This window comes from Rhizobium sp. 21-4511-3d, from assembly GCF_053522545.1.
The window spans coordinates 1-22,827 of the sequence record NZ_JBNWCF010000011.1 but is presented as its reverse complement, the minus strand read 5'-3'; the positions used below and the strand labels follow the sequence as shown (position 1 = coordinate 22,827).

Sequence of the window (22,827 nt, the reverse complement as noted above, 5' to 3'; positions counted from 1 at the left end):
GAACCGGAAGGAAAGGCCAAATCATGTCCTCAGAAATCGATTCCTCGACACTTCTTTCCCGTGCCAGCCAGCTGATCGATCTTGCCAAGAAAGCCGGTGCCGATGCCGCAGACGCGGTGGTCGTCCGCTCGCGGTCGCAATCCGTCAGCGTCCGGCTCGGCAAGGTGGAGGGCATGGAGTCTTCCGAGAGCGACGACTTCTCGCTGCGCGTCTTCGTCGGCAAGAAGGTTGCCAGCGTTTCCGCCAATCCCGGTTTCGACCTGACGGCACTCGCCGAGCGGGCCGTCGCCATGGCCAAGGTATCGCCCGAAGACCCCTTCGCCTGCCTGGCAGACGAGAAGAACCTCGCCAAGTCCTATCCCGATTTGCAGCTGCTCGACCGCACCGAAGTGACGTCGGACATGCTGCGCGAAGCGGCGCTGGCGACGGAAGCGGCCGCACTTGCCGTCAAGGGCGTCAGCAATTCCTCCGGCGGCGGTGCCTCCGGCGGCATGGGCGGCATGGTTCTCGTCACCTCGCATGGCTTCGAAGGCAGCTATATGGGCTCGCGCTTCGGCCGCTCGGTCAGCGTCATCGCCGGTGAAGGCACCGGCATGGAGCGCGATTACGATTTCGACAGCCGCATCTATTACGCCGAGCTCGACGCCCCCGAAGAGATCGGCCGCCGCGCCGGTGAGCGCACGGTCAAGCGCATCAACCCGCGCCAGGTGCCGACAGGCAAGGACGTCACCGTCATCTTCGACCCGCGCATCGCCCGCGGCTTCGTCGGCCATATCGCCGGTGCCATCAACGGCGCCTCGGTTGCCCGCAAGACCAGCTTCCTGCGCGACAAGATGGGCCAGCAGGTCCTCAAATCCGGCCTGTCGATCACCGACGATCCGCTGATCGTCCGCGGCCCGGCCTCGCGCCCCTTCGACGGCGAGGGGATCTCGGGCGAAAAGCTGGTGATGATCGAGAACGGCGTTCTGAACCACTGGTTCCTGTCGACGTCGACCGGCCGCGAGATCGGCATGGAAACCAACGGCCGCGGCGTGCGCGGCGGAAATTCGGTGACGCCGGCTTCCACCAACCTGGCGCTCGAACCCGGCGATATCTCGCCCGAGGAGCTGATCCGCAGCGTCGGCAATGGCTTCTACGTGACCGAGCTGATCGGCCAGGGCGTCAACATGATCACCGGCGAATACAGCCGCGGCGCCACCGGCTTCTGGATCGAGAATGGCGAGCTGACCTTTGCGGTCTCCGAGGTGACGATCGCCTCGAACCTCAAGGAGATGTTCATGCGCGTCACCCCCGCAAACGATATCGATCGCAAATATGGCGTCGCAGCCCCGACGCTCGCCATCGAGGGCATGACGCTCGCCGGGCGCTGAAGATTGGAAGACAGATGACTGACGCCGTAAACGCCCGCTGGCAGAGCGATCTCGCGCTGATCGCCGATGCCGCAAAGCAGGCGGGTGAAGTGGCGCTCGGCTATTTCAATCAGTCGCCCGAGGTCTGGTGGAAGAACGAGGGCCGCTCGCCGGTCAGCGCCGCCGATTTCGCCGCCAACGAGACCCTTGAGAAGATCCTGCGTGCTGCCCGCCCAACTTACGGCTGGCTCTCAGAGGAGACCGAGGACAGCGCCGCGCGTCTCGCCAGCGAAACTGTCTTCATCATCGACCCGATCGACGGCACCCGCGCCTTCCTCGGCGGTCAGGCTCTTTGGTGCGTCAGCGTTGCCGTCGTTCATCGCGGCCGCCCGGTCGCCGGTGTCCTCTATGCCCCGGCGCTCGACGAATTGTTCGAAGCCGTCGAAGGCGGCCCGGCGCTGAAGAATGGCGAGCCGATCTCAGTCTCCGCCCGCGGACCGGAAACGGTCAGCCGCTTTGCCGTCGGCGAGGATCTGCTGAAGGCCTTCCCGGCGCCCTTCCGCAGCCGCATCGAGCGCGTCCGGCATGTGCCCTCGCTCGCCTATCGCATCGCCATGGTCGCCGATGGCCGCCTCGAAGGCACCTTCGTCAAACCGACTTCGCATGACTGGGATCTCGCCGCCGCCGACCTCATCCTCGCGCGCGCCGGCGGCGAGCTCACCGGCCTCGACGGCGTGCCCGTGTGCTACAATCGCGCCGAGGTCAGCCATGGGGCGCTTTGCGGCGCGGCGGCCCCGCGCATGGCAGAGTTTCTGGAAGGACTGGCTTCGATACGAAGCAGTTGACGTTTTCGTCAAAATCCCGCAGATGAAAGCGCGGAGGAGACCAGAAAAGAAAGAGAAGAAAATGACGGAATCCGGCGGTAAGAAGCAGCTCCTGCACCTCGTTTTTGGCGGCGAATTGGAAAGCCTGACGGACGTTCAGTTCCGCGATCTCAAGGATCTCGATATCGTTGGCATTTTCCCGGATTACGCATCCGCGCTGACCGCGTGGAAGGCCAAGGCACAGTCGACCGTGGACAACGCACATATGCGTTACTTCATCGTCCACATGCACCGCCTGCTCGATCCGCAGGACAAGGCCGGCAGCAACTGATTTTATAGGCTTTTCAGCATGGTAGCCGCCCTCGCGGCGGCGCCGTTTCATGCCCGCGTATTGCGCCCGCTGCCGTCGAATGACGCATTCTGAACAAATTAATCGGCCATTGCGGCCGCAACAATAATTGGGGAATGGGTTTGATGTCGATCATTGCTGATCGGAGGCATTTTACATGAGTTCGCCGGGAGCGCGTTTCGCGCTGGGCGTCTACAGGACCGCGGGTGTCATGGCGACGCCTTTGGTCGGCGCCTATCTCGCCTACCGCACTGCCAAGGGCAAGGAAGAGCGCGCGCGCCGGACGGAACGCTTCGGCTATGCGAGCGCCAACCGGCCTCAGGGCCCGCTCGTCTGGTTCCATGCCGCAAGCGTCGGCGAAACCAATGCCGTCATTCCGCTGATCCGCGAAATCCGCCGCCGCGATATCCACGTCATCCTGACGACGGGAACGATCACCTCGGCCAAGGTTGCCGCCGATCGTCTCGGCGGTGATGCGATCCACCAATATGTGCCGCTCGACCTGAAGCCGGCCGTCAGCCGTTTCCTCGAATATTGGCAGCCCGATTGCGCCATCATCGCCGAGTCCGAAATCTGGCCGGCGACGATGATGGAGCTCGGCCGCCGCCGCATTCCGCAGATCCTCGTCAATGCCCGCATGTCGGACCGCTCCTTCGCCCGCTGGCAGCGCCGCCCGTCGATCGCCGAGGCGCTGTTCGAGAACCTGGCGCTGGTCATTGCCCAGTCCGACGTCGATTCCGAACGCTTCCGCGATCTCGGCGCCCGGCATGTGATGACCTCGGGCAACCTCAAGGTCGATACCGACGCGCCGCCCTATGACGCCAATCTCTTTGCCCGCTACAAGCAGCAGATCGGCGATCGCAAGACCTGGGCCGCCGTCTCCACCTTCGATGGCGAGGAAAATGCCGCAGCCGTCGTCCACCGCACGCTGAAGGACCGCAACAACCAGCTGACGATCATCGTGCCGCGCCATCCCGAGCGCTCCGACGAGATCGAGCAGATGCTGGTCGCCCAGGGCCTGAAAGTCGCGCGCCGCACCCGCAACGACGTTATCTCGCCCGATGTCGATATCTTCCTCGGCGATACGATCGGCGAGATGGGGCTGTATCTCCGGCTCACCGAAGTGGTCTTCGTCGGCCGCTCGCTCTATGCCGAAGGCGGCCAGAACCCGCTGGAACCGGCCATGCTCGGATGCGCCGTTCTCTCCGGCAGCAACGTCCAGAATTTCCGCGAGGCCTACCAGAAGCTCGCCCGCCGCGGCAGCGCCCGCATGGTGCGCGATACCGAGATGCTGGCCAAGGGCGTGCATTATCTGCTCATCAACGACGAAGCGCGCCGCAATATGATCGAGGCCGGCATCGCGGCCGTGCAAGAAATGCGCGGAGCACTGACGGCAACGGTGAAGGCGCTCGAGCCCTACATCAATCCGCTGACGGTGAAGGCAAGGCTGCTGCCGAAATCGGCGCAAGGCTGAGGGATACAAGGCTGAGGGATACGATGGCACTCGACGGTATCAGGGGCATTCTCTTCGACAAGGACGGCACGCTCCTCGATTACGACGAGAGCTGGCTGCCGGTGAACCGCGAGCTTGCCCGCATCGCCTCGCAGGACGATGCCGCGCTCGCCGATCACCTGCTGCGCGAAACCGGCATGGATCCCGTCAGCGGCCATATCGTCCCCGACAGCCTGCTTGCCGCCGGCAACACCCGCCAGATCGCCGAAGGCCTCGTCGCTGCCGGCTCCAGGGTCGAGGTCACCGAGCTCACCATCAAGCTCGACACGCTGTTTTCCAACGCCGCCGAGTTTTCGGTTCCGGTCACCGATCTCGCCGGCTTCTTCGCCCGCCTTCATGCCCGCGGCTTCAAGCTCGGCATCGCCTCCAGCGACAACGAACGCTCGATCCGCCAGACGGCCCAGCGCTTCGGCTTCGCCCAGTATGTCGATTATATCGCCGGCTACGACAGCGGCTTCGGCAGCAAGCCGGAAGCCGGAATGGTCCTCGGCTTCTGCAAGGCAACCGGTCTCGCCCCCTCCGAAATCGCCGTCGTCGGCGACAACAACCACGACCTGCACATGGGCCACAACGCCAATGCCGGCCTCAAGGTCGCCGTGCTGACAGGCACCGGCTCCCGCGAATCCCTCTCCGCCGCATCCGACTACTGCCTCAACGATATCACCGAGCTCGAAACCCTGCTGCCCGGCCTCCAGCCGGCCTAGTCCAGGCCCGAACTATATGACATTCGATCCCCGATCAGCGATGAAGCCGACCTTGCGTGGTGAGCGCCTGACGCTTGTTCCGTTGGAGAAGCAGCATAGGGCCGTGCTCCTGGCCGCAGCCGCTGACGGCAATCTCTGGGACCTGAAGGTCACCGCCGTCCCGAGCGCCGAGACGATCGACACCTATATCGACACCGCGATTGCGGGCCGTGAAGCCGGGACGATCATTCCTTTCGTGACGGTCGCCGGGGATCAGGTCGTCGGCAGCACGCGCTTCTGGAAGCTCGACCGCGTCAACCGCAATGTCGAGATCGGGCATACCTGGATCGGCGCCTCATGGCAGCGCAGCTTCGTCAATACCGAGGCGAAGTTCCTGATGCTGGAATATGCGTTCGAGGTGCTGGACTGCATCCGGGTCCAATTCACCACCGATGAATTGAACGAGCGATCGCGCAGGGCGATCGTCAGGCTCGGCGCGGTCGAGGAAGGCATCATCCGCAACGAGCGCATCATGCCTGATGGTCGCAAGCGCAACTCGGTGCGCTTCAGCATCATCGATACGGAATGGCCGCAGGTGAAGGATCAGCTGAAGGCGCGGCTCGCTTCCGCCTGAGACGGGAGGCTGCGTTCAAGGCTCGTGCTTTCCCGCCGACCCGATCACCCGCGCCACCATGCCCGCTTGACCCGCCGCATTACGCGTCGCTACATGACTCCATGCAAAAGATCGACGGACTGAACGGGCGAGTCGCCGACGCGCCTTCGGACAATTGGGTTTACCGGATCCTGCCGCCCTGGCTCTGGCCCTATGCGCAGCTGGCGCGCTGGGACCGGCCGATCGGCTGGCAGCTTCTGATGTGGCCGTGCTTCTGGTCGGTGGCGCTGGCCGCCAATGCCGCGGCGGCCGCGGGCAGCTTTTCCGGCGGGCAGACGATCTATCATCTGATCCTCTATTTCCTGGGATCCGTTGCCATGCGCGGCGCCGGCTGCGCCTATAACGATCTCGTCGATCACAAGATCGATATGGAAGTGGCGCGCACCCGCTCACGCCCGCTGCCCTCCGGCCGCGTCACCCGCACGCAGACGAAGATCTTCATCGTTCTCCAGGCGCTCGTCGGCCTCGCCGTGCTTCTGCAGTTCAACTGGTTCGCCGTCATTCTCGGCATCCTGTCGCTGGCGATCGTGGCGCTTTATCCCTTCGCCAAACGCTTCACCGATTGGCCGCAATTCTTCCTCGGGCTTGCCTTCTCCTGGGGCGCGCTGATGGGCTGGGCCGGAACCTTCGGCACGCTGTCCTTCGCCGCTGTCTCGCTCTACATCGCCTCGGTCGTCTGGACGATCGGTTACGACACGATCTATGCGCATCAGGACAAGGAAGACGACGAGTTGATCGGCGTTCGCTCCACCGCGCGCCTCTTCGGCGACCGCACCCGCCAGTGGCTGATCGGGCTCTATGGCCTGACGCTCGCCCTGATGCTGCTCGCCTTCGTGCTCGCGGGCGTCGGCCCGCTCGCCTATCTCGGCCTGCTCATCGCTGCCGGCATGTTTGCCTGGCAGATCGTCAAGCTCGATATCAACGATGGCGACCAGTGCCTTTACCTTTTCAAGTCTAACAACCGCGTCGGTCTGATCATCTTTGGCGGCCTGTTCGTCTCGCTGCTCGTCACACTTCCCTGACCGAAACGAAAAAACCCGGCGCAAGGCCGGGTTTCAGTTTGACGCATCTCGCCACAATCCCAGTTGTTGGCTCAGTTGCGGGCGATAATTTCCTTGCCTTCGATCTTCATCGAAACGCCAAGCTTGCCGGTGGTGCGGCGCACCAGGAAGCGCGGGCGGCGGTTGGCGAAATAGGAGTGGCGGCGGCGCGGCTTCATGTGGCTGGTGCGCAATTCGCCGAGATGTTCTTCGAGCGGGCGGGCAACGCCATCGGCTTCCACCATCAGCATCGGAATGCGGAAGGCTTCCGACCAGCCGCGCCAGTCGGCGGCGATGTCGCCGAGGTCATGGGCAACGAGCAGCGGAACGCAGAGATCGGGATCTTCGTGATGAAGCTCGAGAGTGACGGTGACTTCGCCATTGCCATGGTCGATCGCCCGGGCTGCAACGCCCTTGAAGGCACGTTTCGGCAGGGCGATGGAGAGCGGCAGGCCGCTGGAGGGGAGAACTTTGCGCAGGATCGCGCCACGTTCGTCGATCGTTATGCTGACGTCGCCAGCGGCGTCATGGATCGCGTAGCTCACCTGCTGGGGAAAGCGCGACGGATCGAGGCGCAGAGTCGTACCGGCCCATGCGGGCTTCATAACGGTGTTGTTCATGTTCATTTCTACCCTTGTCTTACCTGAGAGCCGGTTTCCGGTCTTCTCCTCGGGGCTTTTCGCCCTCTATGGCTCGACAATAGGCGCCGGCTCTTCCGGACCGCTTAAAATTTGCGGTTAAGAAAACGCTGCCTTTCCTGATGGTTATCAAAATCGAATGTGGCAGGGTTTCTGGAATATGAACGTTGTCTCACAAGCACATGTGCCATTCCGGCACCCGCAGCGGTAAGCCTCGGGTAAGCTTTAAGTGGCAAAATCGGCACAGGATATCCTGTTATTCTTTTAGATATTTTCCCGCAAAGGGTCGCCCGGATGATTTCATCTTCTGTTGCTTACGCGATGTTGTCGAAAGACATGAAGACGAGCCTCGATCGCGTCTCGTCCCAGGCGACCGTCAAGCAGAACGCTGACTATTACGCGGAAAACATCAATAAAGTCAAAGATGTAGACGATTTTCTCGGCAACTATAAGCTCTATAGCTATGCGATGACGGCCTATGGCCTCAGCGACATGACCTATGCCAAGGCCTTCATGAAGAAGGTGCTGGAAAGCGATCTGACCGATCCGAACAGCTTTGCCAACAAGCTTGCCGATTCCCGCTACAAGACATTCGCCGCCGCCTATAACTTTCACACGCCGGCCCCGCAGGCCCAGACATCGGCGCAGGAAGACGACACGATCGGCCTCTACACGTCGTCCTACGAGGATAGCGGGCAGGATACGGCCGCGGAATCCAATTATTTCAAGTCCGCGATGCGCGATGTCGACAATGTCACCGACCTCGTCGCCGATCCGCGCCTCAAGGCTTTCGTGCTGACGACCTTCGGCATCGACGGCACATATGTGTCGAGCAGCTTCCTGAAGAGCGTTCTGACCAGCGACGTCAACGACCCCAACAGCTTCGTGAATACGCAGGCCAATGCCAAATATCAGGACATGGCCAAGTATTTCAATTTTGCCGCCGATGGCACGACCGGCAGCACGCCGCCGCAGCCGCCGCAGAGCGCGGCGCAGCAGGCCGATCTCGTCGATCGCGCGAACGCCAACGGCAAGGACTATTTCGCTTCGACGATCGGCACCGTCGCCAATGTCGACGACCTCCTGTCCGACCAGAAGCTGAACAACTTCGTCCGCGTCGTCTATAATGTCAGCAACACCGTTTCCGACGCCGACCTCAAGACCTACCTGACAGATCCGGCGACGGCAGCCTCGAGCGGCTACAAGACGCTGAACTCCGCCTTCGGCTTCAATGCCGACGGCAGTGTCAGCGGCAGCGCGCAGACCGCGGACCAGACCGCCGCCACGACCGCGCGCTTCGATCAGTCGACGGCCTATTATAAGCGGATCATGGAAACCGTCACCGGCGCCGACGATATCGTCGCCGATCCCGCGCTGTCGTCTTACGTCAAGATCGCCTTCGGCGTGCCGCTGACCATGTCGGATGACGACGTCACGAAGATGCTGACCGACCCTACCTTCGCGGCGTCCGTCGGCGCTCCGGATGCTCCGTCGGATTTCAATTTCAACGCCGATGGCTCGATGGTGGGCTCGGCCCAGACGACCGACCAGAAGAACGGCATCGTCGAGAAATACACGCTGAATTCGCTGCAGAAGGTGGTCGACTACGACGACGTGCCGGGCGAGCCCGACGACGTCTACTACGTCACGCCGGCGGCGGCCGATTTCAACAAGGCCTATTTCGAAAAGACCATTAAGACGATCACCAGCGTCGATCAGCTGATGGCCGATGACCGCCTGACTTCCTATATCAAGGCCGCCTACAGCCTTGGAAAGCATGGTTACGGCAGCGGTCTCGTCGACGGCCTCGATAATACCGGCTTGCGCCAGGTGCTCGTCAACGGCGGCCTCGCCACGCAGCTCGGCCTGAAGGATCTTCACGATGCCTTCAATTTCAATGCGGATGGAACTGTTACGTCGCCCGATGGCGCCCAGAGCGCAGCCAATACCGCGCAGGTCTCGAAGCAGTACATGGCGCGCTACGACGATGAGGCGAAGGACTTCATCGACGATATCACCTCCAACTATAAGAAGTTGATCACCTCGAGCGTCGGCACCGGCACATTCTCGGATATCAAGGATATCAACGACTTCCTTCGCGACAACAAGCAGATCGACTTCGACAAGAAGAACGATGACCTGCCGGACCTCTACCATGTCGCGCTGCAGGCCTACGGCCTGACGGAAGCCGATCTTCCGAAGTCGATGGCCCGCAAGGTGCTGACAAGCGATGCCTACGATCCGAAGGGCTATGTCGCCTCGCTGAAGGACGATCGCATCACCAATTTCGCCCGCGCCTTCAACTTCGGCGCTGACGGCAAGATCGGCCCCTCTCTGGCGCCGCTGTCGGACGCTTCGATGGCCAAGTACGCCACGAACTACAAGTCGCATGCGACCATGTACATGGCCGACGGCCCGCTCAAGGACAAGGCATCCAAGGACGCAACGACGGATGTCGACAACTTCGCCAAGGGCATGGCCGATGTGAAGTCGCTTGACGACTTCCTCGGCAACAGCAAGCTCACCGACTTCATCCTGAAGTCCGTCGGCCTCGATCCGAAGGACTACGACAAGGATACGCTGAAGAAGATCTTCACCTCGGATCCCGAGGACAAGAAGAGCTATCTGAACACCAAGGCCGACAGCAAGTTCAAGGACATCGTCGCCGACTTCAACTTCGACAAGGACGGCAACATGACCCGGTCGAAGCTCGGCACGGTCCAGGACGCGGGCGCGCTCGACCGCACTCAGTCGGCCTATGTCGCGCAGCAGCTGGAAACCCAGCAGGGTCAGAGCAACGACGGCACCCGCCTGGCGCTCTACTTTGCCCGTCAGGCTCCCAACATCACCTCGCTCTACACGATCCTTGGCGACAAGGCGCTGTTCCAGGTCGTCCAGACGGCTTTCAGCCTGCCGACACAGATGTCCAGCATGGATGTCGACAAGCAGGTGTCGATGCTGCAGAAATTCATCGATCTCAAGGATCTCGGCGATCCCACGAAGGTCGACAAGCTCGTCAAGCGCTTCACGGCGATGTACGACATCCAGAACAGCACGACGCAGGCGCCGGCCCTCCAGATCCTCGCCGGCGGCGGCTCGAGCTAGCCTGCCGGAACTCTCGGTTAATCGACGCTGATCACCTTGCCGGGGTTCATGATCCCGGCGGGGTCGAAAGCGTGCTTGATGCGGCGCATCAGGTCCATCTCGATATCGGAACGGATAGAAGCGAGCTCGTCGCGCTTCAGCTGACCGATGCCATGCTCAGCCGAAATAGAGCCGCCATGGGCGCGCACCAGGCCGTGAACGATCGCGTTCATCTCGCGCCAGCGGCCGATGAAGGCGGCCTTGTCGGCGCCGACGGGCTGCGAGATGTTGTAGTGAATATTCCCGTCGCCCATGTGCCCGAAGGCGCAGATGCGCGCGCCCGGCATCGCCGCCAGCACCGCCTCGCTCGCCTCCGCCATGAAATGCGGGATTTTCGACACCGGCACCGAGACATCGTGCTTGATCGAGCCGCCTTCCGGCTTCTGCGCATCCGACATGCTCTCGCGCATGTGCCACAGCGCCTGCTGCTGGGCGACCGACGCGGCGATGGTGGCGTCCTGCACCAGCCCTTCCTCGAAGCCTTTCTCCAGGAGCGCATTCATCATCCGCTCCGCGGTCTCGGCTGAATCCGAGGTTGAGATGTCGATCAGCACATACCAGGGATGCGGGCTCTCCAGCGGATCGCGCACGCCCTCGATATGCTTGCTGGTGATCTCGACGCCAAAGCGCGGCATCAGCTCGAAGCCGGTTAGCGATGTGCCGCAGAGGCTGCCTGCGAGATTGAAGAAGGCGAGCGCATCCTCGACGCTCTGAAGTCCGGCAAAGGCCACCTGCCTGCCGAGCGGCTGCGGAAAGAGCTTCAGCACGGCGCCAGTGATGATCCCGAGCGTGCCTTCGGCGCCGATGAAGAGGTCGCGCAGGTCGTAGCCGGTATTGTCCTTCTTCAGGCGACGCAGGCCATCCCAGATCTCGCCGGTCGGCAGCACCACTTCGAGGCCGAGGCAGAGCTGACGCATGTTGCCATAGGCAAGCACGGCGGTGCCGCCCGCATTGGTGGAGAGATTGCCGCCGATGCGGCAGGACCCTTCCGAGCCGAGCGACAGCGGAAAGAGCCTGCCATGCGCTTCTGCCGCCTTCTGCACCTCAGCCAGAATCGCGCCGCCATCGGCAACCAGAATATTGGCGACTGGATCGACGTCGCGGATCCTGTTCATCCGCTCGAGCGAAATGATGATATCGGACTTGCTCTCGCGCGGCGTCTGCCCGCCGACGAGCCCGGTATTGCCGGTCTGTGGCACGACGGCCGTGCCGGTCTCGCTCGCAAGCTTCATGATCGCCGAGACTTCCTCGACATTGCCGGGCTTCAAAAGAAGAGGGGAGGAGCCGTGATAGAGGCCGCGGTTCTCGATCAGGTGCGGCGCCAGGTCGGCTTCGCTGCGCAGCGCATGCTTCTCGCCGACAATGGCGGTAAAGCGGTCGAGCAGTTCGGCAGAAACGGCAGCACTCATTGGCCCTGATCCTTGTTGGTCATTCGCGCGGGGCGGCGGCCCGCCTCAGCCGGTCATTGATCGCTTCGCCCAGCCCCTCGTCGGGGATCGGCGCAAAGGCGATCGTCGCCGCGCCACTGGCGTCGGCCTTCTTCATATAGTCGAAAAGATTGGCAGCGGCCTCGGCAAGGTCGCCTGCCGGGCTGAGGTTCAGCCGGATCGCTGCCTTATCCATGCCTTCGATGTCCCGCGGCCCGAACAGGATCGCCGCCTCGCCTGCAGCGATCGTGCTGGCGTCCAGGCGCACGGCGGCGACCGGCGCATAATGCGAGGCCAGCATACCCGGCGCCTCGATCGCGGCGGATGCCTTCTTCTGGCGGCGCAGCCGCTTGCCGGCGACGCGCTCGATTTCGGCAGCGGCGAGACCGCCCGGGCGAAGCAGCGTCAGTTCGCCATTCTCGACCTTCACGATCGTCGACTCGACGCCGACCTTGCTGGCGCCGGCATCAAGGATCAGCCGGATCTTGCCGCCGAGGTCGTCATCGACATGCGCGGCGCTCGTGGCGCTGATCTTGCCCGAGGTATTGGCGCTCGGCGCGGCCAGCGGCCGGTCGAAGGCGCGGATCAGGTCACCGGCAAAACCCTTGGGAATGCGGATGCCGACAGTATCGAGACCGGCAGTCGCCAGCGCATGGATCCCGCTTTCGGGCTTCAGCGGCAACACCAGCGTGAGCGGCCCCGGCCAGAAAGCCTGGGCGAGCGCCCGCGACAGCGAATCGAACACCGCGTAACGCTCGGCCATGGCAAGATCGGCCATATGGCAGATCAGCGGATTGAACTGCGGCCGTCCCTTGGTCTCGTAGATGCGTGTGATGGCGGCAGGGTTGGTGGCGTCGGCCGCAAGGCCGTAGACCGTTTCCGTCGGGATTGCGACAGGATGACCATCGCCGAGAACGGCCGAGGCAGCGCTCAGCGCTTCCTCTTTATGCTCTGCAATGTCGATGATCCGTGCCATGGGCCGCCTTTGATGTCAGGCAGTCCATAGGCCCTTGAGCGTCTGCGATCAATATCAGAGCTGGCGAATGCGATCAGAGTGGACGAATGATCCCGATCAGAGCTGGCGAATGATCTCGCGCAGCTGCTCGTTGCGTGCGCCGAGCAGCAGCACGTTCTTGATCGCCACCTGCGGATCGTCGGTCCGGAACAGCACGCCGTTGCCGCGCACCGTGCGGTCGATCGTCATCTTCTCCGCGGTATGTTCGCCCGGCTTGATCGCCACGGCGAAATACATGCGCGAATACTGCATGTTGATCTTGTGGAAGAAATTGTCGTTATCGCCGATATCGGCGTAGAAATTGGCGATGTAGAAGGCCCAGCTGACCTCCTCGTAGCGGGCGAATTTCGTCCGCGACGCCGTCACATGGCAATAGCCGAGATGCGGGCTGTCGGCCAGCGTGCGGTGAAACACCATCTTCGGAAACTGGATCGCCCGGTGGAAGCCGTTGATCTGCTGATGCGCCTGGGTACCGGCCGATTGCAGCTTGCGGCCGGTCTTTTCGGCGACTTCCTGATGCGAGAGATAGCGGCGCTCTTCGGCCAGCCAGTGTGCCCGCTCCCGGGTGATCTTCCCGGTGCGCAGAAATTCGGAATGCGGCGCCGCTGGCGGCTCCTCCGGTTTGGTCTCGTCCCTGACGTCGAAATAGCGAAGTTTCGCCATGGCGCGTATTCCGTAAGCGTTTGTCCCTTGGCCCAAGAATAGGAGTTCATGCTTAATGTGCTCTTAAGGCCGCAAGCCGCGCCAACCCCTGAAAACTTGCAGTACCCCGGTGTCGTATTTGGGATAATGTCGAGAGAAGGCAAGCGGAGCACGGGTCTGCGCCGTGGCTTTCGCAATGTCGCAATCGAAGGAAAAGAGTGGAAAATCCGTCAGGGCCTCGATTTTCGCAGCCACGCGTCATCCTGTCGTCAATTTCGAAGCCGATGTCGCTTTACAACCAAGACCCGGGGATGCCCGGTGCTTAAATGCCCCCATGACCAATGCTCCCGAAAGGGAGGGAAGCCAGACGCTTCCGAAAGCCATGCCTTTGATGGCTGAGCCGATTGCACGAGGATATGCAAATGGACATTCGCAGCAACGTTTTGCGGCAGCTCAAAAACCGGCGCGAAGGCTTCAGCCTTGAGCAGCCCTTCTATATCGACGAGGACTATTTCAAGCTCGATATGGAAATGATCTACTACCGCGACTGGCTCTTCATGGGTCACGATTGCGAACTGCCGAAGGCGGGCGCCTATTTCACCGTGCAGATCGGTCAGTATCCCGTCGTCATCGTCCGCGGCCGCGACAATGTCATCCGCGCCTTCCACAATTCCTGCCGTCACCGCGGCTCGCGCGTCTGCACCAAGGAGCACGGCTCGTCGGTGCGTCTCGTCTGTCCCTATCACCAGTGGGCCTACGATCTCGACGGCAAGCTCGCCTTCGCCCGCCACATGGGCGACGATTTCGACAAGAGCGGCTTCGGCCTGAAGCCGGTCCATTGCGAAAGCTTCGGCGGCTACATCTTCATCTGCCTTGCCGACAAGGCGCCGGACTTCCAGCCGGTTCGCGACATGGTCACTCCCTACATGCTGCCGCATCGCCTGGCCGAAGGTAAGATCGCCTTCCAGAGCACGATCATCGAAAAGGGCAACTGGAAGCTCGTCTGGGAAAACAATCGCGAGTGCTACCACTGCGCCGCAAACCACCCGGAACTCTGCCGCACCTATCCGGAAGCCCCGAGCGTCACCGGCACCGATGGCGGCGCCGATGATCCGGAGATCGCCGGCCACTGGGCGCGCTGCGAGGCCGCCGGCCTGCCGAGCAAGTTCCAGATCTCGCCGGACGGCCAGTTCCGCGCCGCCCGCATGCCGCTGATCGAAGATGCCGAGAGCTACACCATGTCCGGCCGCCCGGCCGTCAAGCGCAAGCTGTCGGAAGACGTCACCATCGACCGCATCGGCACCATGTTGCTCTTCCACTACCCGACGACCTGGAACCACCTGCTCGGCGATCACGCGATCTCCTTCCGTGTCATCCCGCTCAGCGCCAACGAGACGGCCGTCACCACCAAGTGGATCGTTCACAAGGATGCCGTCGAAGGCGTCGACTACGATCTCGAAGAACTGACACATGTCTGGACCGAGACCAACGATCAGGACCGCCGCATCGTCGAAGAGAATGCCTTCGGCATCCATTCGCCGGCCTACGAGCCCGGTCCGTATTCGATGCTCCACGAAGGCGGCGTCATGCAGTTCCTCGAGTGGTACACCAACTTTATGGTCAACCGCCTGCAGGGCGATCAGGCGAAGCTTTCCGTCGTCGCCTGACATTCGCGTGATCTGACGAGCGCCGATGACCCGGTTAATCTCCGGTTCATCGGCGCTTTCGTAACTTCAACCCATGCTTGAAGAAGACGCGGATGGGAACAATTTCCTGTCCCGTGCGTTTGCTGACAGGCAAATTCTGCGCTTGGGATTGGAGAACTACGATGATTGGCCTCAGTAAGAAGATTTCGGCCGCTGTCTTGTCCGCCGCCGTGGTGCTGACAAGCTTCCTGCCGTCTGAAGCAATGCCGCTGCCGGCAGCGCCTGTCGCGACACAGCAGGAGCAGCAGGCATCCAACATTCAGGATGTCCAGTATCGCCGCTACTATCCGCGCCGTGGTGCGGGCTGGTATGGCGGTTATCGCGGCTATCCGTACTACCGCCGTGGCTACCGTCACTATAACGGCTACTGGTATCCGCTGGCTGCCTTCGGCGCCGGTGCGATCATCGGTGGTGCGATCGCCTCGCAGCCGCGCTATTACGCCCCGCCGCCAGCCTATGCGCCGCGCCTGACGGCCGCGCATGTCCGCTGGTGCGAAAATCGCTACCGTTCGTATCGCGTCTACGACAACACCTTCCAGCCTTATGGCGGCCCGCGTCAGCAGTGCTATTCGCCCTACTGATATCGAGCGATTGGAATGACAAAAGCCCGGCAGAGATGCCGGGCTTTTTGCTGTCAGAGAATGTTGACCCGCTTCAAGAGCCACCAGGCAAACAGGATGGAGGCGAGGATCAGCGCCACCGCATATTCCGTGCCCCCCGTACCCTGCGCGAAGGGCAGGTTGGCGGTGTTCATGCCGAAGAAGCCGGTCACCAGCGTCGGCGGCAGCAGGAAGGCGGTCATGATCGACAGGATGTAGAGATGCCGGTTGGTCTCGGAGGAGAGCTTCGAGTCGATTTCTTCGTGCAGCAGGCGGGCGCGCTCCTGCAGGGCGTAGATGTCGTGATCGACTGCTTCCAGCCGGCTCGTCAGCCGCCCGGCGATATCCTCGAAGCCGAAGGGCATCTCGTCCTCGTCTGAAGCCGAGGCGCGGCGCATCAGCGTCAGCACGTTTCTCAGATGCCGGTGAAGGCGCACGATCGTCCGGCGCACCGGCGCCAGCCGCCGCCGCTCGTCGCGCGGCGTGTTGTCGTAGACGAAATCCTCGATCAGGTTGAGCTCGTCCGTCAGGTCCATGACGACTGAGATCAGCGTGCGCTGGAACTCGATGACCAGGAGCTCGAAGATATCGGCCGGATGATCGAACTTCGCCGGGTTCTTCTCGATCATGATCCGCGCGCGATCGACGCTGCGCAGCGGCTGCAGCCGCGTGGTGATGATGAACTTGCCCGAGATCGCAAAATGCAGCCAGCCGAGATCGGCGGTGTCCTGATCGAATTCGCGCTGGCAGTCGACCAGCGTTCCATAGAGCATCTGCTCGTCGACGGTGAGCGCCGCATGCGTATCGCGCGTGGTCAGCGCCGCCCGCGCGTCTTCGTTCAGCCCGGCAAGCTGCTCCAGCAGCGCCGGCACGCGGGCATCGACGAGATTGAGATGCAGCCAGTAGAAACCGTCCTGCGCGGTGAGCTCGGCCGCCTGCGCGCTGTTTTCCAGCCGGATCGCCGTCTTTGATCCTGCCGGAAATCGATAGGCCCAGATCAAGCCGGGAATATTGGCGGGCAATGTATCCATCGGCGGGGGATCCTCTTCGATGCGGGCATTCTCTTTTTGGCAATCCGCTCTAGAGATTCTCCATGACACCAGTTTGTGCAAGGGCTCGAATAAACTTGAGCCGGGACATCATGGCGCAGATTGGAAAACAAAATTGACGTTTACGTAAAAATCAATTAGCTCTGGCGGCGGAGGATGGCTTTTGCCACGGGCAGGGCCGAGATGCGAGGAGACAAGATGTACAAGGCGCCCGTCGAGGATATCGCTTTCACCCTGAAGCATGTCGCTGGTCTGAAGGATGCGCTGGATAGCGGCATCTTCGGCGATCTCGGCGAAGACCTCGTCGATGCGATCCTCAACGAAGCCGGCCGCTTCGCGACGGAAGAAGTCGCCCCGCTTGCCGAGATCGGCGACAGGCAGGGCTCCCGCCTTATCGATGGCGAGGTGAAGACCCCCGATGGCTGGGCGAAGCTTTATCAGGAATGGATCGCCGGCGGCTGGAACAGCCTGACCGGGCCGGAGGAATTCGGCGGGCAGGGGCTGCCCGTCCTTCTCAATGTCGCGGCCCTCGAAATGTGGAATTCCGGCGCCACCGCCTTCGCGCTCTGCCCGACGCTGACGATGGGCGCCGTCGAGGCGCTCAGCGCCCATGGCTCGCCTGAATTGCAGAATGCCTATTTGCCGAAGCTGGTCTCCGGCGAATGGACCGGCACCATGAACCTCACCGAGCCGCATGCCGGTTCGGATGTGGGAGCGCTGAAAAGCCGCGCCGAACGCCGCGATGACGGCACCTATCGCATCTTCGGCCAGAAGATCTTCATCACCTGGGGCGAACACGACGCCACCGACAACATCATCCACCTCGTCCTCGCCCGTCTGCCGGATGCGCCTGCCGGAACGCGCGGCATCTCGCTCTTCCTCGTGCCGAAATTCCTGGTGAACGCCGATGGTTCGCTCGGCGCCCGCAACGACGTCTTCGTCCACTCGCTCGAACACAAGATGGGCATCCACGGCTCGCCGACCTGCACGATGATCTATGGCGACGGCAAGTTCGGCGATGAGAAGGGCGCCATCGGCTGGCTGATCGGCGAGGAGAACAAGGGCCTCAACTGCATGTTCACGATGATGAACAATGCCCGCCTGACGGTCGGCATGCAGGGCGTGGCGATCGCTGAGGCGGCGACCCAGAAGGCGATCGCCTTCGCCAAAGAACGCACCCAGGGCAAGGCGCCCGGCTGGACCGGTTCCGGCATGAGCCCGATCATCGAGCATCCCGATGTCATCAGGATGCTGCTGACGATGAAGGCGTTGACGCAGGGCGCGCGCGCCATCTCCTATTCCTGCGCCCACGCCATCGACATGTCGCATCAGGGGAGCGGCGATACCAGGCACTGGCAGGAGCGCGCCGCCCTGCTGACCCCGATCGCCAAGTCCTTCGCCACCGACGCCGGTGTCGACGTCGCCTCGCTGGGCATCCAGGTGCACGGCGGCATGGGCTTCATCGAGGAAACTGGTGCCGCCCGTTTCCTGCGCGACGCCCGCATCGCCCCGATCTACGAGGGCACCAACGGCATCCAGGCGATCGACCTCGTCACCCGCAAGCTACTGCTCTCGAACGGGGAGCATGTGAAGGGCTTCATCGCCGAGCTCAGCGCCATCGCTGACGCCGTGCGCGGTTCGAACCTCGCTTCCTTCGGCGAAACCGCCGCCCGTCTCGATGCCGCGATCGCCGACCTGACGGAAGCCACGGATTGGCTGATGAAGGCGCAGGCCGATGGCAGGATCGCCGAAGCGCTCTCGGGTGCCACGCCCTACCAGCGCCTGTTCGGCCTGGTGTTGACGAGCGGCTACCTCGCCAAGGGCGGTCTCGCCAAGACCGGCGACGGCGCCGAAGAGGGCCGCATCGCGCTCTGCCGCTTCGCCGCCGAAAACCTGCTTTCCGAAACCGCTGCCCTGAAGGACCGCACCGTCAATGGTGCCGCGAGCCTTGCCGCAGCCCGCGCCATCCTAGCCTGAGGACATCATGACCGATCACATCATCGTCGAGCAATCCGTCGATCATCCCGGCGTCCAGATCATCCGCTTCAACCGCCCGGAAAAGAAGAACGCCATCACCCGCGCCATGTATGTGCGGGTGACCGAGGCGCTGAAGGCGGCCGATGCCGATGAGGCGATCCGCGCCACCGCCTTTCTCGGCACCGACGGCGCATTCTCTGCCGGCAACGATATCGCCGATTTCCTCGCTGCCGCGATGGGCGGCAGCCTCGGCCACGAGCTCCTCGATTTCCTCTATGCGCTGGTCAACTCCCGCAAGCCGCTGATCTCCGGTGTCGATGGCCTGGCGATCGGCATCGGCACGACGATGCACATGCATTGCGACCTGACCATCGCCTCCCTCCGCAGCCAGTTCCGCACCCCCTTCGTCGATCTGGCGCTGGTGCCCGAAGCTGCTTCCAGCCTGCTTGCTCCCCGCATCATGGGCCATCAACGCGCCTTCGCTCTCCTGGCCGCAGGCGAGGACTTCTCGGCGGCCGACGCGCGCGACGCCGGATTGATCTGGAAGGTCTGCGCCCCGGGTGAAGTCGAGCATCTGACGCTGGCGATCGCCGCCAAGCTCGCCGCCAAGCCCGCTTCCGCGCTGCGGATCGCCCGCGATCTCGTCCGCGGCCCGCGCGAAGAGATTATTACACGTATAGATGAAGAAGCGCGCCACTTCACCGCACAGTTGAAAAGCGATGAAGCAAGAAAAGCCTTCGAAGCCTTCATGCGGCGCTAATATAAAAACATAGGGTTTTAGCTAAATTTTAAGCGTGTTTTAATTCGAGCCTACTAATCAAAGGGTGACGAATTGCCCATTCGTCCGGGCGCATGACGCGCTTTGCTGAGCTTTGCCCAACCCCATTCGCCCGATCCGCGTTGCCGCGCAGTCCATCCGCGCAAACGAGACGGTGGAATACTTCGAAAGAACGCACTTGAAGAAGACGAATTTGATGACGCGCATCCTCGTCGCCGCGTCAGCCGTGGTTCTGGCGGCCTTTGCCGCCTTTTCCTATTACATCAACTCCGTTCAGCGCGACGTGACGACAGCCTCGATCGAGGCCAACATCCAGTCGTCTGGCGAGCAGGCTGCCCACAGCCTCGCCAACTGGATGAACGGCCGTGTGACGCTGACCGCCATGGTCGCCAACGCCATCGGCCGCGCCGCCGATCAGGCCGGAACGCTCAACGTCCTGCAGAACGATATCCTCACCAACCAGTTCGTCAGCACCTATTTCGGCGATGAGCAGGGCGTCTTCACCATGTGGCCGAAGCTGCCGATGCCCGATGGCTACGACCCGCGCAAGCGCCCGTGGTACCAGGATGCCGTCAAGGCCAATGCCAGCGTCATGACCGAGCCCTATGTCGATGCCTCCAGCGGCGACCTGATCATCAGCGCGGCCGTTCCGGTCCAGCGCGATGGCAAGCTCGCCGGCGTCGTCGGCAGCGACTTCTCGCTCGAAACCATGGTCAAGATGATCAAGGAGATCGATCTCGGCGGCCAGGGCACGGCCTTCCTCGTCAATAAGAGCGGCCAGATCCTCATCCACCCGGATGCCAAGCTGGTCACCAAGACGCTCGCCGATGCCTTCCCGGCGCAAACGCCGAAGATCGGCTCCGGCCTCGTCGCCACGGAATTCGGCGGCAAGCCGGTTCTCGTCAGCTTCATGCCGGTCACCGGCCTGCCGACCGTCGAATGGTATCTCGCCTTCGTCGTCGATAGCGACAAGGCTTTCGCTTCGCTCAACGAGTTCCGGATTGCCGCCACCATCGCAACGCTTCTCGCCGTCGGCCTGATGATCGCCGCCATGGCCTGGCTGCTGCACGGCCTCGTCGTTCAGCCGGTCACCGCCATGACCGCCGCGATGCAGAAGCTCGCCGCCGGTGATTTCTCGGTCGCCATTCCGGGCGAGGAGCGCCGCGACCAGATCGGCTCGATGGCCGAAGCCGTCGCGGTCTTCAAGGCCAACGCGATCGACCGCCAGCGTCTGGAAGGCGAGGCCGAAGAGGGCCGTTCGCTGACCGAGCGCGAGCGCCAGGACCGCGAACAGCAGAAGGCCCGCGAAGCCGCTGAAATCCGCACCGCCGTCGACGCCCTTGGCGGCGCTCTCGGTGCTCTCTCGGACGGCAATCTCGCCCACCGCATCGAGACGCCCTTCGCCGCCCATCTCGACCGCCTGCGCAACGACTACAACAGCGCTGTCGGCAAGCTGCATGGCGCTCTCCAGACGGTTGGCAGCAATGCCAATGCGATCGACGCCGGTGCCGCCGAAATCCGCACCGCCGCCGATGGTCTTGCCCGCCGCACCGAGCAGCAGGCAGCCTCTGTCGAGGAAACCGCAGCTGCGCTCGAAGAGATCACCACGACCGTCAAGGACACGGCCCGCCGTGCCGAGGAAGCCGGCAATCTGGTCGATCGCACCCGCAACGGTGCCGAGCAGTCAGGCGAGATCGTCCGCAAGGCCGTCGATGCTATGACCGGCATCGAGCACTCCTCGGAGCAGATCTCCAGCATCATCAGCGTCATCGACGACATCGCCTTCCAGACCAACCTGCTGGCTCTCAATGCAGGCGTCGAGGCAGCCCGTGCCGGTGAAGCCGGCAAGGGCTTCGCCGTCGTCGCCCAGGAAGTCCGCGAGCTCGCCCAGCGTTCTGCAAAGGCCGCCAAGGAGATCGAGGCGCTGATCACCGCATCGAACGCCCAGGTCCGCTCCGGCGTGACGCTGGTCGGCGAAACCGGCAAGTCGCTGGAAGCGATCGTCGCGCAGGTCCAGGAGATCAGCCGCCACGTCGGCGCGATCGTCACCGCCACCCGCGAACAGTCGACCGGTCTCCACGAGATCAACACGGCCGTCAACACCATGGACCAGGGCACGCAGCAGAACGCCGCCATGGTCGAGGAGCAGACGGCAGCCAGCCATGGTCTTGCGGCGGAAGCCGCCAAGCTGATGCAGCTGCTCTCGCAGTTCAATCTCGGCACCGGCCATGCCACCGCATCCGGCCACCGCCGCGTCGCCTGATACGGTCTGTGCCTGAATTGAAAATGCCCGCGGAGACGCGGGCATTTTTGTTTGCGCAAATAGCTAGGTATTTGCCTAACTATTATTGACAGGCAGCCGCGGATGCATATAGTTAGGTGTATGCCTAACCAATCGCATGCACTTGATCTGATGTTTCAGGCGCTGGCCGATCCGGCGCGGCGCAGCATGGTCGATCGCCTGTGCAAGGGGCCGGCCTCCGTCAAGGAACTGGCGGCGCCGCTCACCATGGCCCTGCCTTCGGTCCTGCAGCACCTGCAGATGCTGGAGGCGAGCGGCCTGGTGAAATCGGAAAAACTCGGCCGCGTGCGGACCTGCCGCATCGAGCCATCGGCGCTGCGCTCGGCCGAAAGCTGGATCAACGAGCGCCGCACCCATTGGGAGCGCAGCCTCGACAGGCTGGGAGAATACCTGAAAGCCAACCCGGAAATGCCAGAGGTAGAGGAGTAAGCGCATGTCTGAATACAGCACGGTCCATTCCACCTTCTCCGTCGAGCGCACCTACGAAGCCTCGCCCGCCCGCGTCTTCGCCGCATGGTCGGATCCGAAGGCCAGGCTGCAATGGGAAGCGATCGGCGACAACTTCACCACCACCTATACAGAGAACGACTTCCGCGTCGGCGGCCGCGATGTCAGCAAGTTCGATTTCGGCAAGAGCGACCAATACGTCGCCGACGCCCGCTACGAGGATATCGTCAAGGACCGCCGCATCGTCTACGCCTATACGATGTCCCACAACGAACGCCGCATCTCCTCGTCGCTGACGACGATCAGCCTGACACCGGTCGCCGATGGCACCCATGTTGTGCTCACCGAACAGATCACCATCCTCGACGGCGGCGACAAGGTCGAATACCGCCAGGCGGGGATCGCGGGCCAGCTCGACCAGCTCGGAGTATTCCTGGCGGGCCAGCCGGTCGCGTGATCGGTTTATACATGAGTTGAAGATGCCCGCGGGGAGGCGGGCATTTTTGTCTTCGATCCAGGCCGTTGCTGAAGATCTGCCGCGCCCGGAGCCCCCTCACCCTACCCTCTCCCCGGGGGGAGAGCGACTGTCTTCTGCGTCAAGCGTCTTGCCATGGTTTGTTGTCCCTGATGATGGCGTTGAGGATGGTGAGGAGCTTTCGCATGGTTGCGACG

20 protein-coding genes are annotated in these 22,827 nt (G+C 62.6%); 15 read left to right on the top strand and 5 right to left on the bottom strand.

What is annotated here, in order from left to right; genetic code table 11:
- The first annotated feature begins 23 nt into the window (after window positions 1-23).
- The 7 genes from ACQZ5H_RS22475 (at window position 24) to ubiA (ending at window position 6,413) form a co-directional block, all read left to right on the top strand.
- A complete protein-coding gene (locus ACQZ5H_RS22475; RefSeq protein WP_449099033.1) occupies window positions 24-1,370 on the top strand; it encodes a TldD/PmbA family protein in 1,347 nt (448 codons plus the stop codon).
- 14 nt (window positions 1,371-1,384) lie between these two features.
- Window positions 1,385-2,194: a 3'(2'),5'-bisphosphate nucleotidase CysQ gene (locus tag ACQZ5H_RS22470; RefSeq protein ID WP_449099032.1), complete on the top strand. Its 810-nt coding sequence runs from the start codon at window positions 1,385-1,387 to the stop codon at window positions 2,192-2,194.
- Window positions 2,195-2,255: 61 nt separating this feature from the next.
- Window positions 2,256-2,504 carry a DUF4170 domain-containing protein gene (locus ACQZ5H_RS22465; RefSeq protein WP_112713001.1) on the top strand — a complete coding sequence of 83 codons (249 nt, stop codon included), beginning with the start codon at window positions 2,256-2,258 and terminating at the stop codon, window positions 2,502-2,504.
- 175 nt (window positions 2,505-2,679) lie between these two features.
- On the top strand, window positions 2,680-3,996 hold the full coding sequence (gene waaA / locus ACQZ5H_RS22460; RefSeq protein WP_112712999.1) for a lipid IV(A) 3-deoxy-D-manno-octulosonic acid transferase: 1,317 nt from the start codon (window positions 2,680-2,682) through the stop codon (window positions 3,994-3,996).
- Window positions 3,997-4,019: 23 nt separating this feature from the next.
- Window positions 4,020-4,739 carry an HAD family hydrolase gene (locus ACQZ5H_RS22455; protein ID WP_130278954.1) on the top strand — a complete coding sequence of 240 codons (720 nt, stop codon included), beginning with the start codon at window positions 4,020-4,022 and terminating at the stop codon, window positions 4,737-4,739.
- 16 nt (window positions 4,740-4,755) lie between these two features.
- Window positions 4,756-5,352 carry a GNAT family N-acetyltransferase gene (locus tag ACQZ5H_RS22450; RefSeq protein WP_449099031.1) on the top strand — a complete coding sequence of 199 codons (597 nt, stop codon included), beginning with the start codon at window positions 4,756-4,758 and terminating at the stop codon, window positions 5,350-5,352.
- Window positions 5,353-5,453: 101 nt separating this feature from the next.
- Window positions 5,454-6,413 carry a 4-hydroxybenzoate octaprenyltransferase gene (gene ubiA, locus ACQZ5H_RS22445; RefSeq protein ID WP_449099030.1) on the top strand — a complete coding sequence of 320 codons (960 nt, stop codon included), beginning with the start codon at window positions 5,454-5,456 and terminating at the stop codon, window positions 6,411-6,413.
- 71 nt (window positions 6,414-6,484) lie between these two features.
- On the opposite strand, the gene ACQZ5H_RS22440 is transcribed toward ubiA, so the two are convergent.
- Complete coding sequence (locus ACQZ5H_RS22440; protein WP_112714342.1) at window positions 6,485-7,051, bottom strand: DUF6101 family protein; 567 nt, start codon at window positions 7,049-7,051, stop codon at window positions 6,485-6,487.
- A 312-nt stretch (window positions 7,052-7,363) separates the two neighbouring features.
- On the opposite strand from ACQZ5H_RS22440, the gene ACQZ5H_RS22435 reads away from it, so the two are divergent.
- Window positions 7,364-10,174: a DUF1217 domain-containing protein gene (locus ACQZ5H_RS22435; RefSeq protein ID WP_449099029.1), complete on the top strand. Its 2,811-nt coding sequence runs from the start codon at window positions 7,364-7,366 to the stop codon at window positions 10,172-10,174.
- 17 nt (window positions 10,175-10,191) lie between these two features.
- Here the strand turns inward: ACQZ5H_RS22435 and ACQZ5H_RS22430 are convergent, their stop codons facing one another.
- The 3 genes from ACQZ5H_RS22430 to ACQZ5H_RS22420 form a co-directional block, all read right to left on the bottom strand.
- On the bottom strand, window positions 10,192-11,622 hold the full coding sequence (locus ACQZ5H_RS22430) for an FAD-binding oxidoreductase (RefSeq protein ID WP_449099028.1): 1,431 nt from the start codon (window positions 11,620-11,622) through the stop codon (window positions 10,192-10,194).
- Window positions 11,623-11,641: 19 nt separating this feature from the next.
- Window positions 11,642-12,616, bottom strand: a complete 975-nt coding sequence (locus tag ACQZ5H_RS22425; RefSeq protein WP_449099027.1) for an L-threonylcarbamoyladenylate synthase — start codon at window positions 12,614-12,616, stop codon at window positions 11,642-11,644.
- 96 nt (window positions 12,617-12,712) lie between these two features.
- Entirely contained in the window at window positions 12,713-13,318 is a 606-nt protein-coding gene (locus ACQZ5H_RS22420) for a DUF6656 family protein (RefSeq protein WP_112712987.1), read from the bottom strand.
- Between the two features lie 401 nt (window positions 13,319-13,719).
- Between ACQZ5H_RS22420 and ACQZ5H_RS22415 the strand changes: the two genes are divergently transcribed.
- Window positions 13,720-14,964 carry an aromatic ring-hydroxylating oxygenase subunit alpha gene (locus ACQZ5H_RS22415; protein WP_130278948.1) on the top strand — a complete coding sequence of 415 codons (1,245 nt, stop codon included), beginning with the start codon at window positions 13,720-13,722 and terminating at the stop codon, window positions 14,962-14,964.
- A gap of 161 nt (window positions 14,965-15,125) precedes the next feature.
- A complete protein-coding gene (locus ACQZ5H_RS22410; RefSeq protein WP_449099026.1) occupies window positions 15,126-15,584 on the top strand; it encodes a BA14K family protein in 459 nt (152 codons plus the stop codon).
- A gap of 53 nt (window positions 15,585-15,637) precedes the next feature.
- Here the strand turns inward: ACQZ5H_RS22410 and ACQZ5H_RS22405 are convergent, their stop codons facing one another.
- Window positions 15,638-16,633, bottom strand: a complete 996-nt coding sequence (locus tag ACQZ5H_RS22405) for a transporter (protein ID WP_112712981.1) — start codon at window positions 16,631-16,633, stop codon at window positions 15,638-15,640.
- Between the two features lie 216 nt (window positions 16,634-16,849).
- Here ACQZ5H_RS22405 and ACQZ5H_RS22400 point away from each other — a divergent pair, with 216 nt between their 5' ends.
- The 5 genes from ACQZ5H_RS22400 (at window position 16,850) to ACQZ5H_RS22380 (ending at window position 22,612) form a co-directional block, all read left to right on the top strand.
- Window positions 16,850-18,628, top strand: coding sequence for an acyl-CoA dehydrogenase (locus ACQZ5H_RS22400; RefSeq protein WP_449099025.1), 1,779 nt, complete (start codon window positions 16,850-16,852; stop codon window positions 18,626-18,628).
- A gap of 7 nt (window positions 18,629-18,635) precedes the next feature.
- Window positions 18,636-19,388, top strand: a complete 753-nt coding sequence (locus tag ACQZ5H_RS22395) for a crotonase/enoyl-CoA hydratase family protein (protein WP_449099024.1) — start codon at window positions 18,636-18,638, stop codon at window positions 19,386-19,388.
- Window positions 19,389-19,602: 214 nt separating this feature from the next.
- Window positions 19,603-21,669: a methyl-accepting chemotaxis protein McpU gene (mcpU, locus tag ACQZ5H_RS22390; RefSeq protein ID WP_449099023.1), complete on the top strand. Its 2,067-nt coding sequence runs from the start codon at window positions 19,603-19,605 to the stop codon at window positions 21,667-21,669.
- A gap of 150 nt (window positions 21,670-21,819) precedes the next feature.
- Entirely contained in the window at window positions 21,820-22,137 is a 318-nt protein-coding gene (locus tag ACQZ5H_RS22385) for an ArsR/SmtB family transcription factor (RefSeq protein WP_449099022.1), read from the top strand.
- A gap of 4 nt (window positions 22,138-22,141) precedes the next feature.
- The gene (locus tag ACQZ5H_RS22380; protein WP_449099021.1) at window positions 22,142-22,612 is read left to right on the top strand and encodes an SRPBCC family protein; all 471 of its coding nucleotides are present in this window, start codon (window positions 22,142-22,144) and stop codon (window positions 22,610-22,612) included.
- Window positions 22,613-22,827 lie beyond the last annotated feature (215 nt).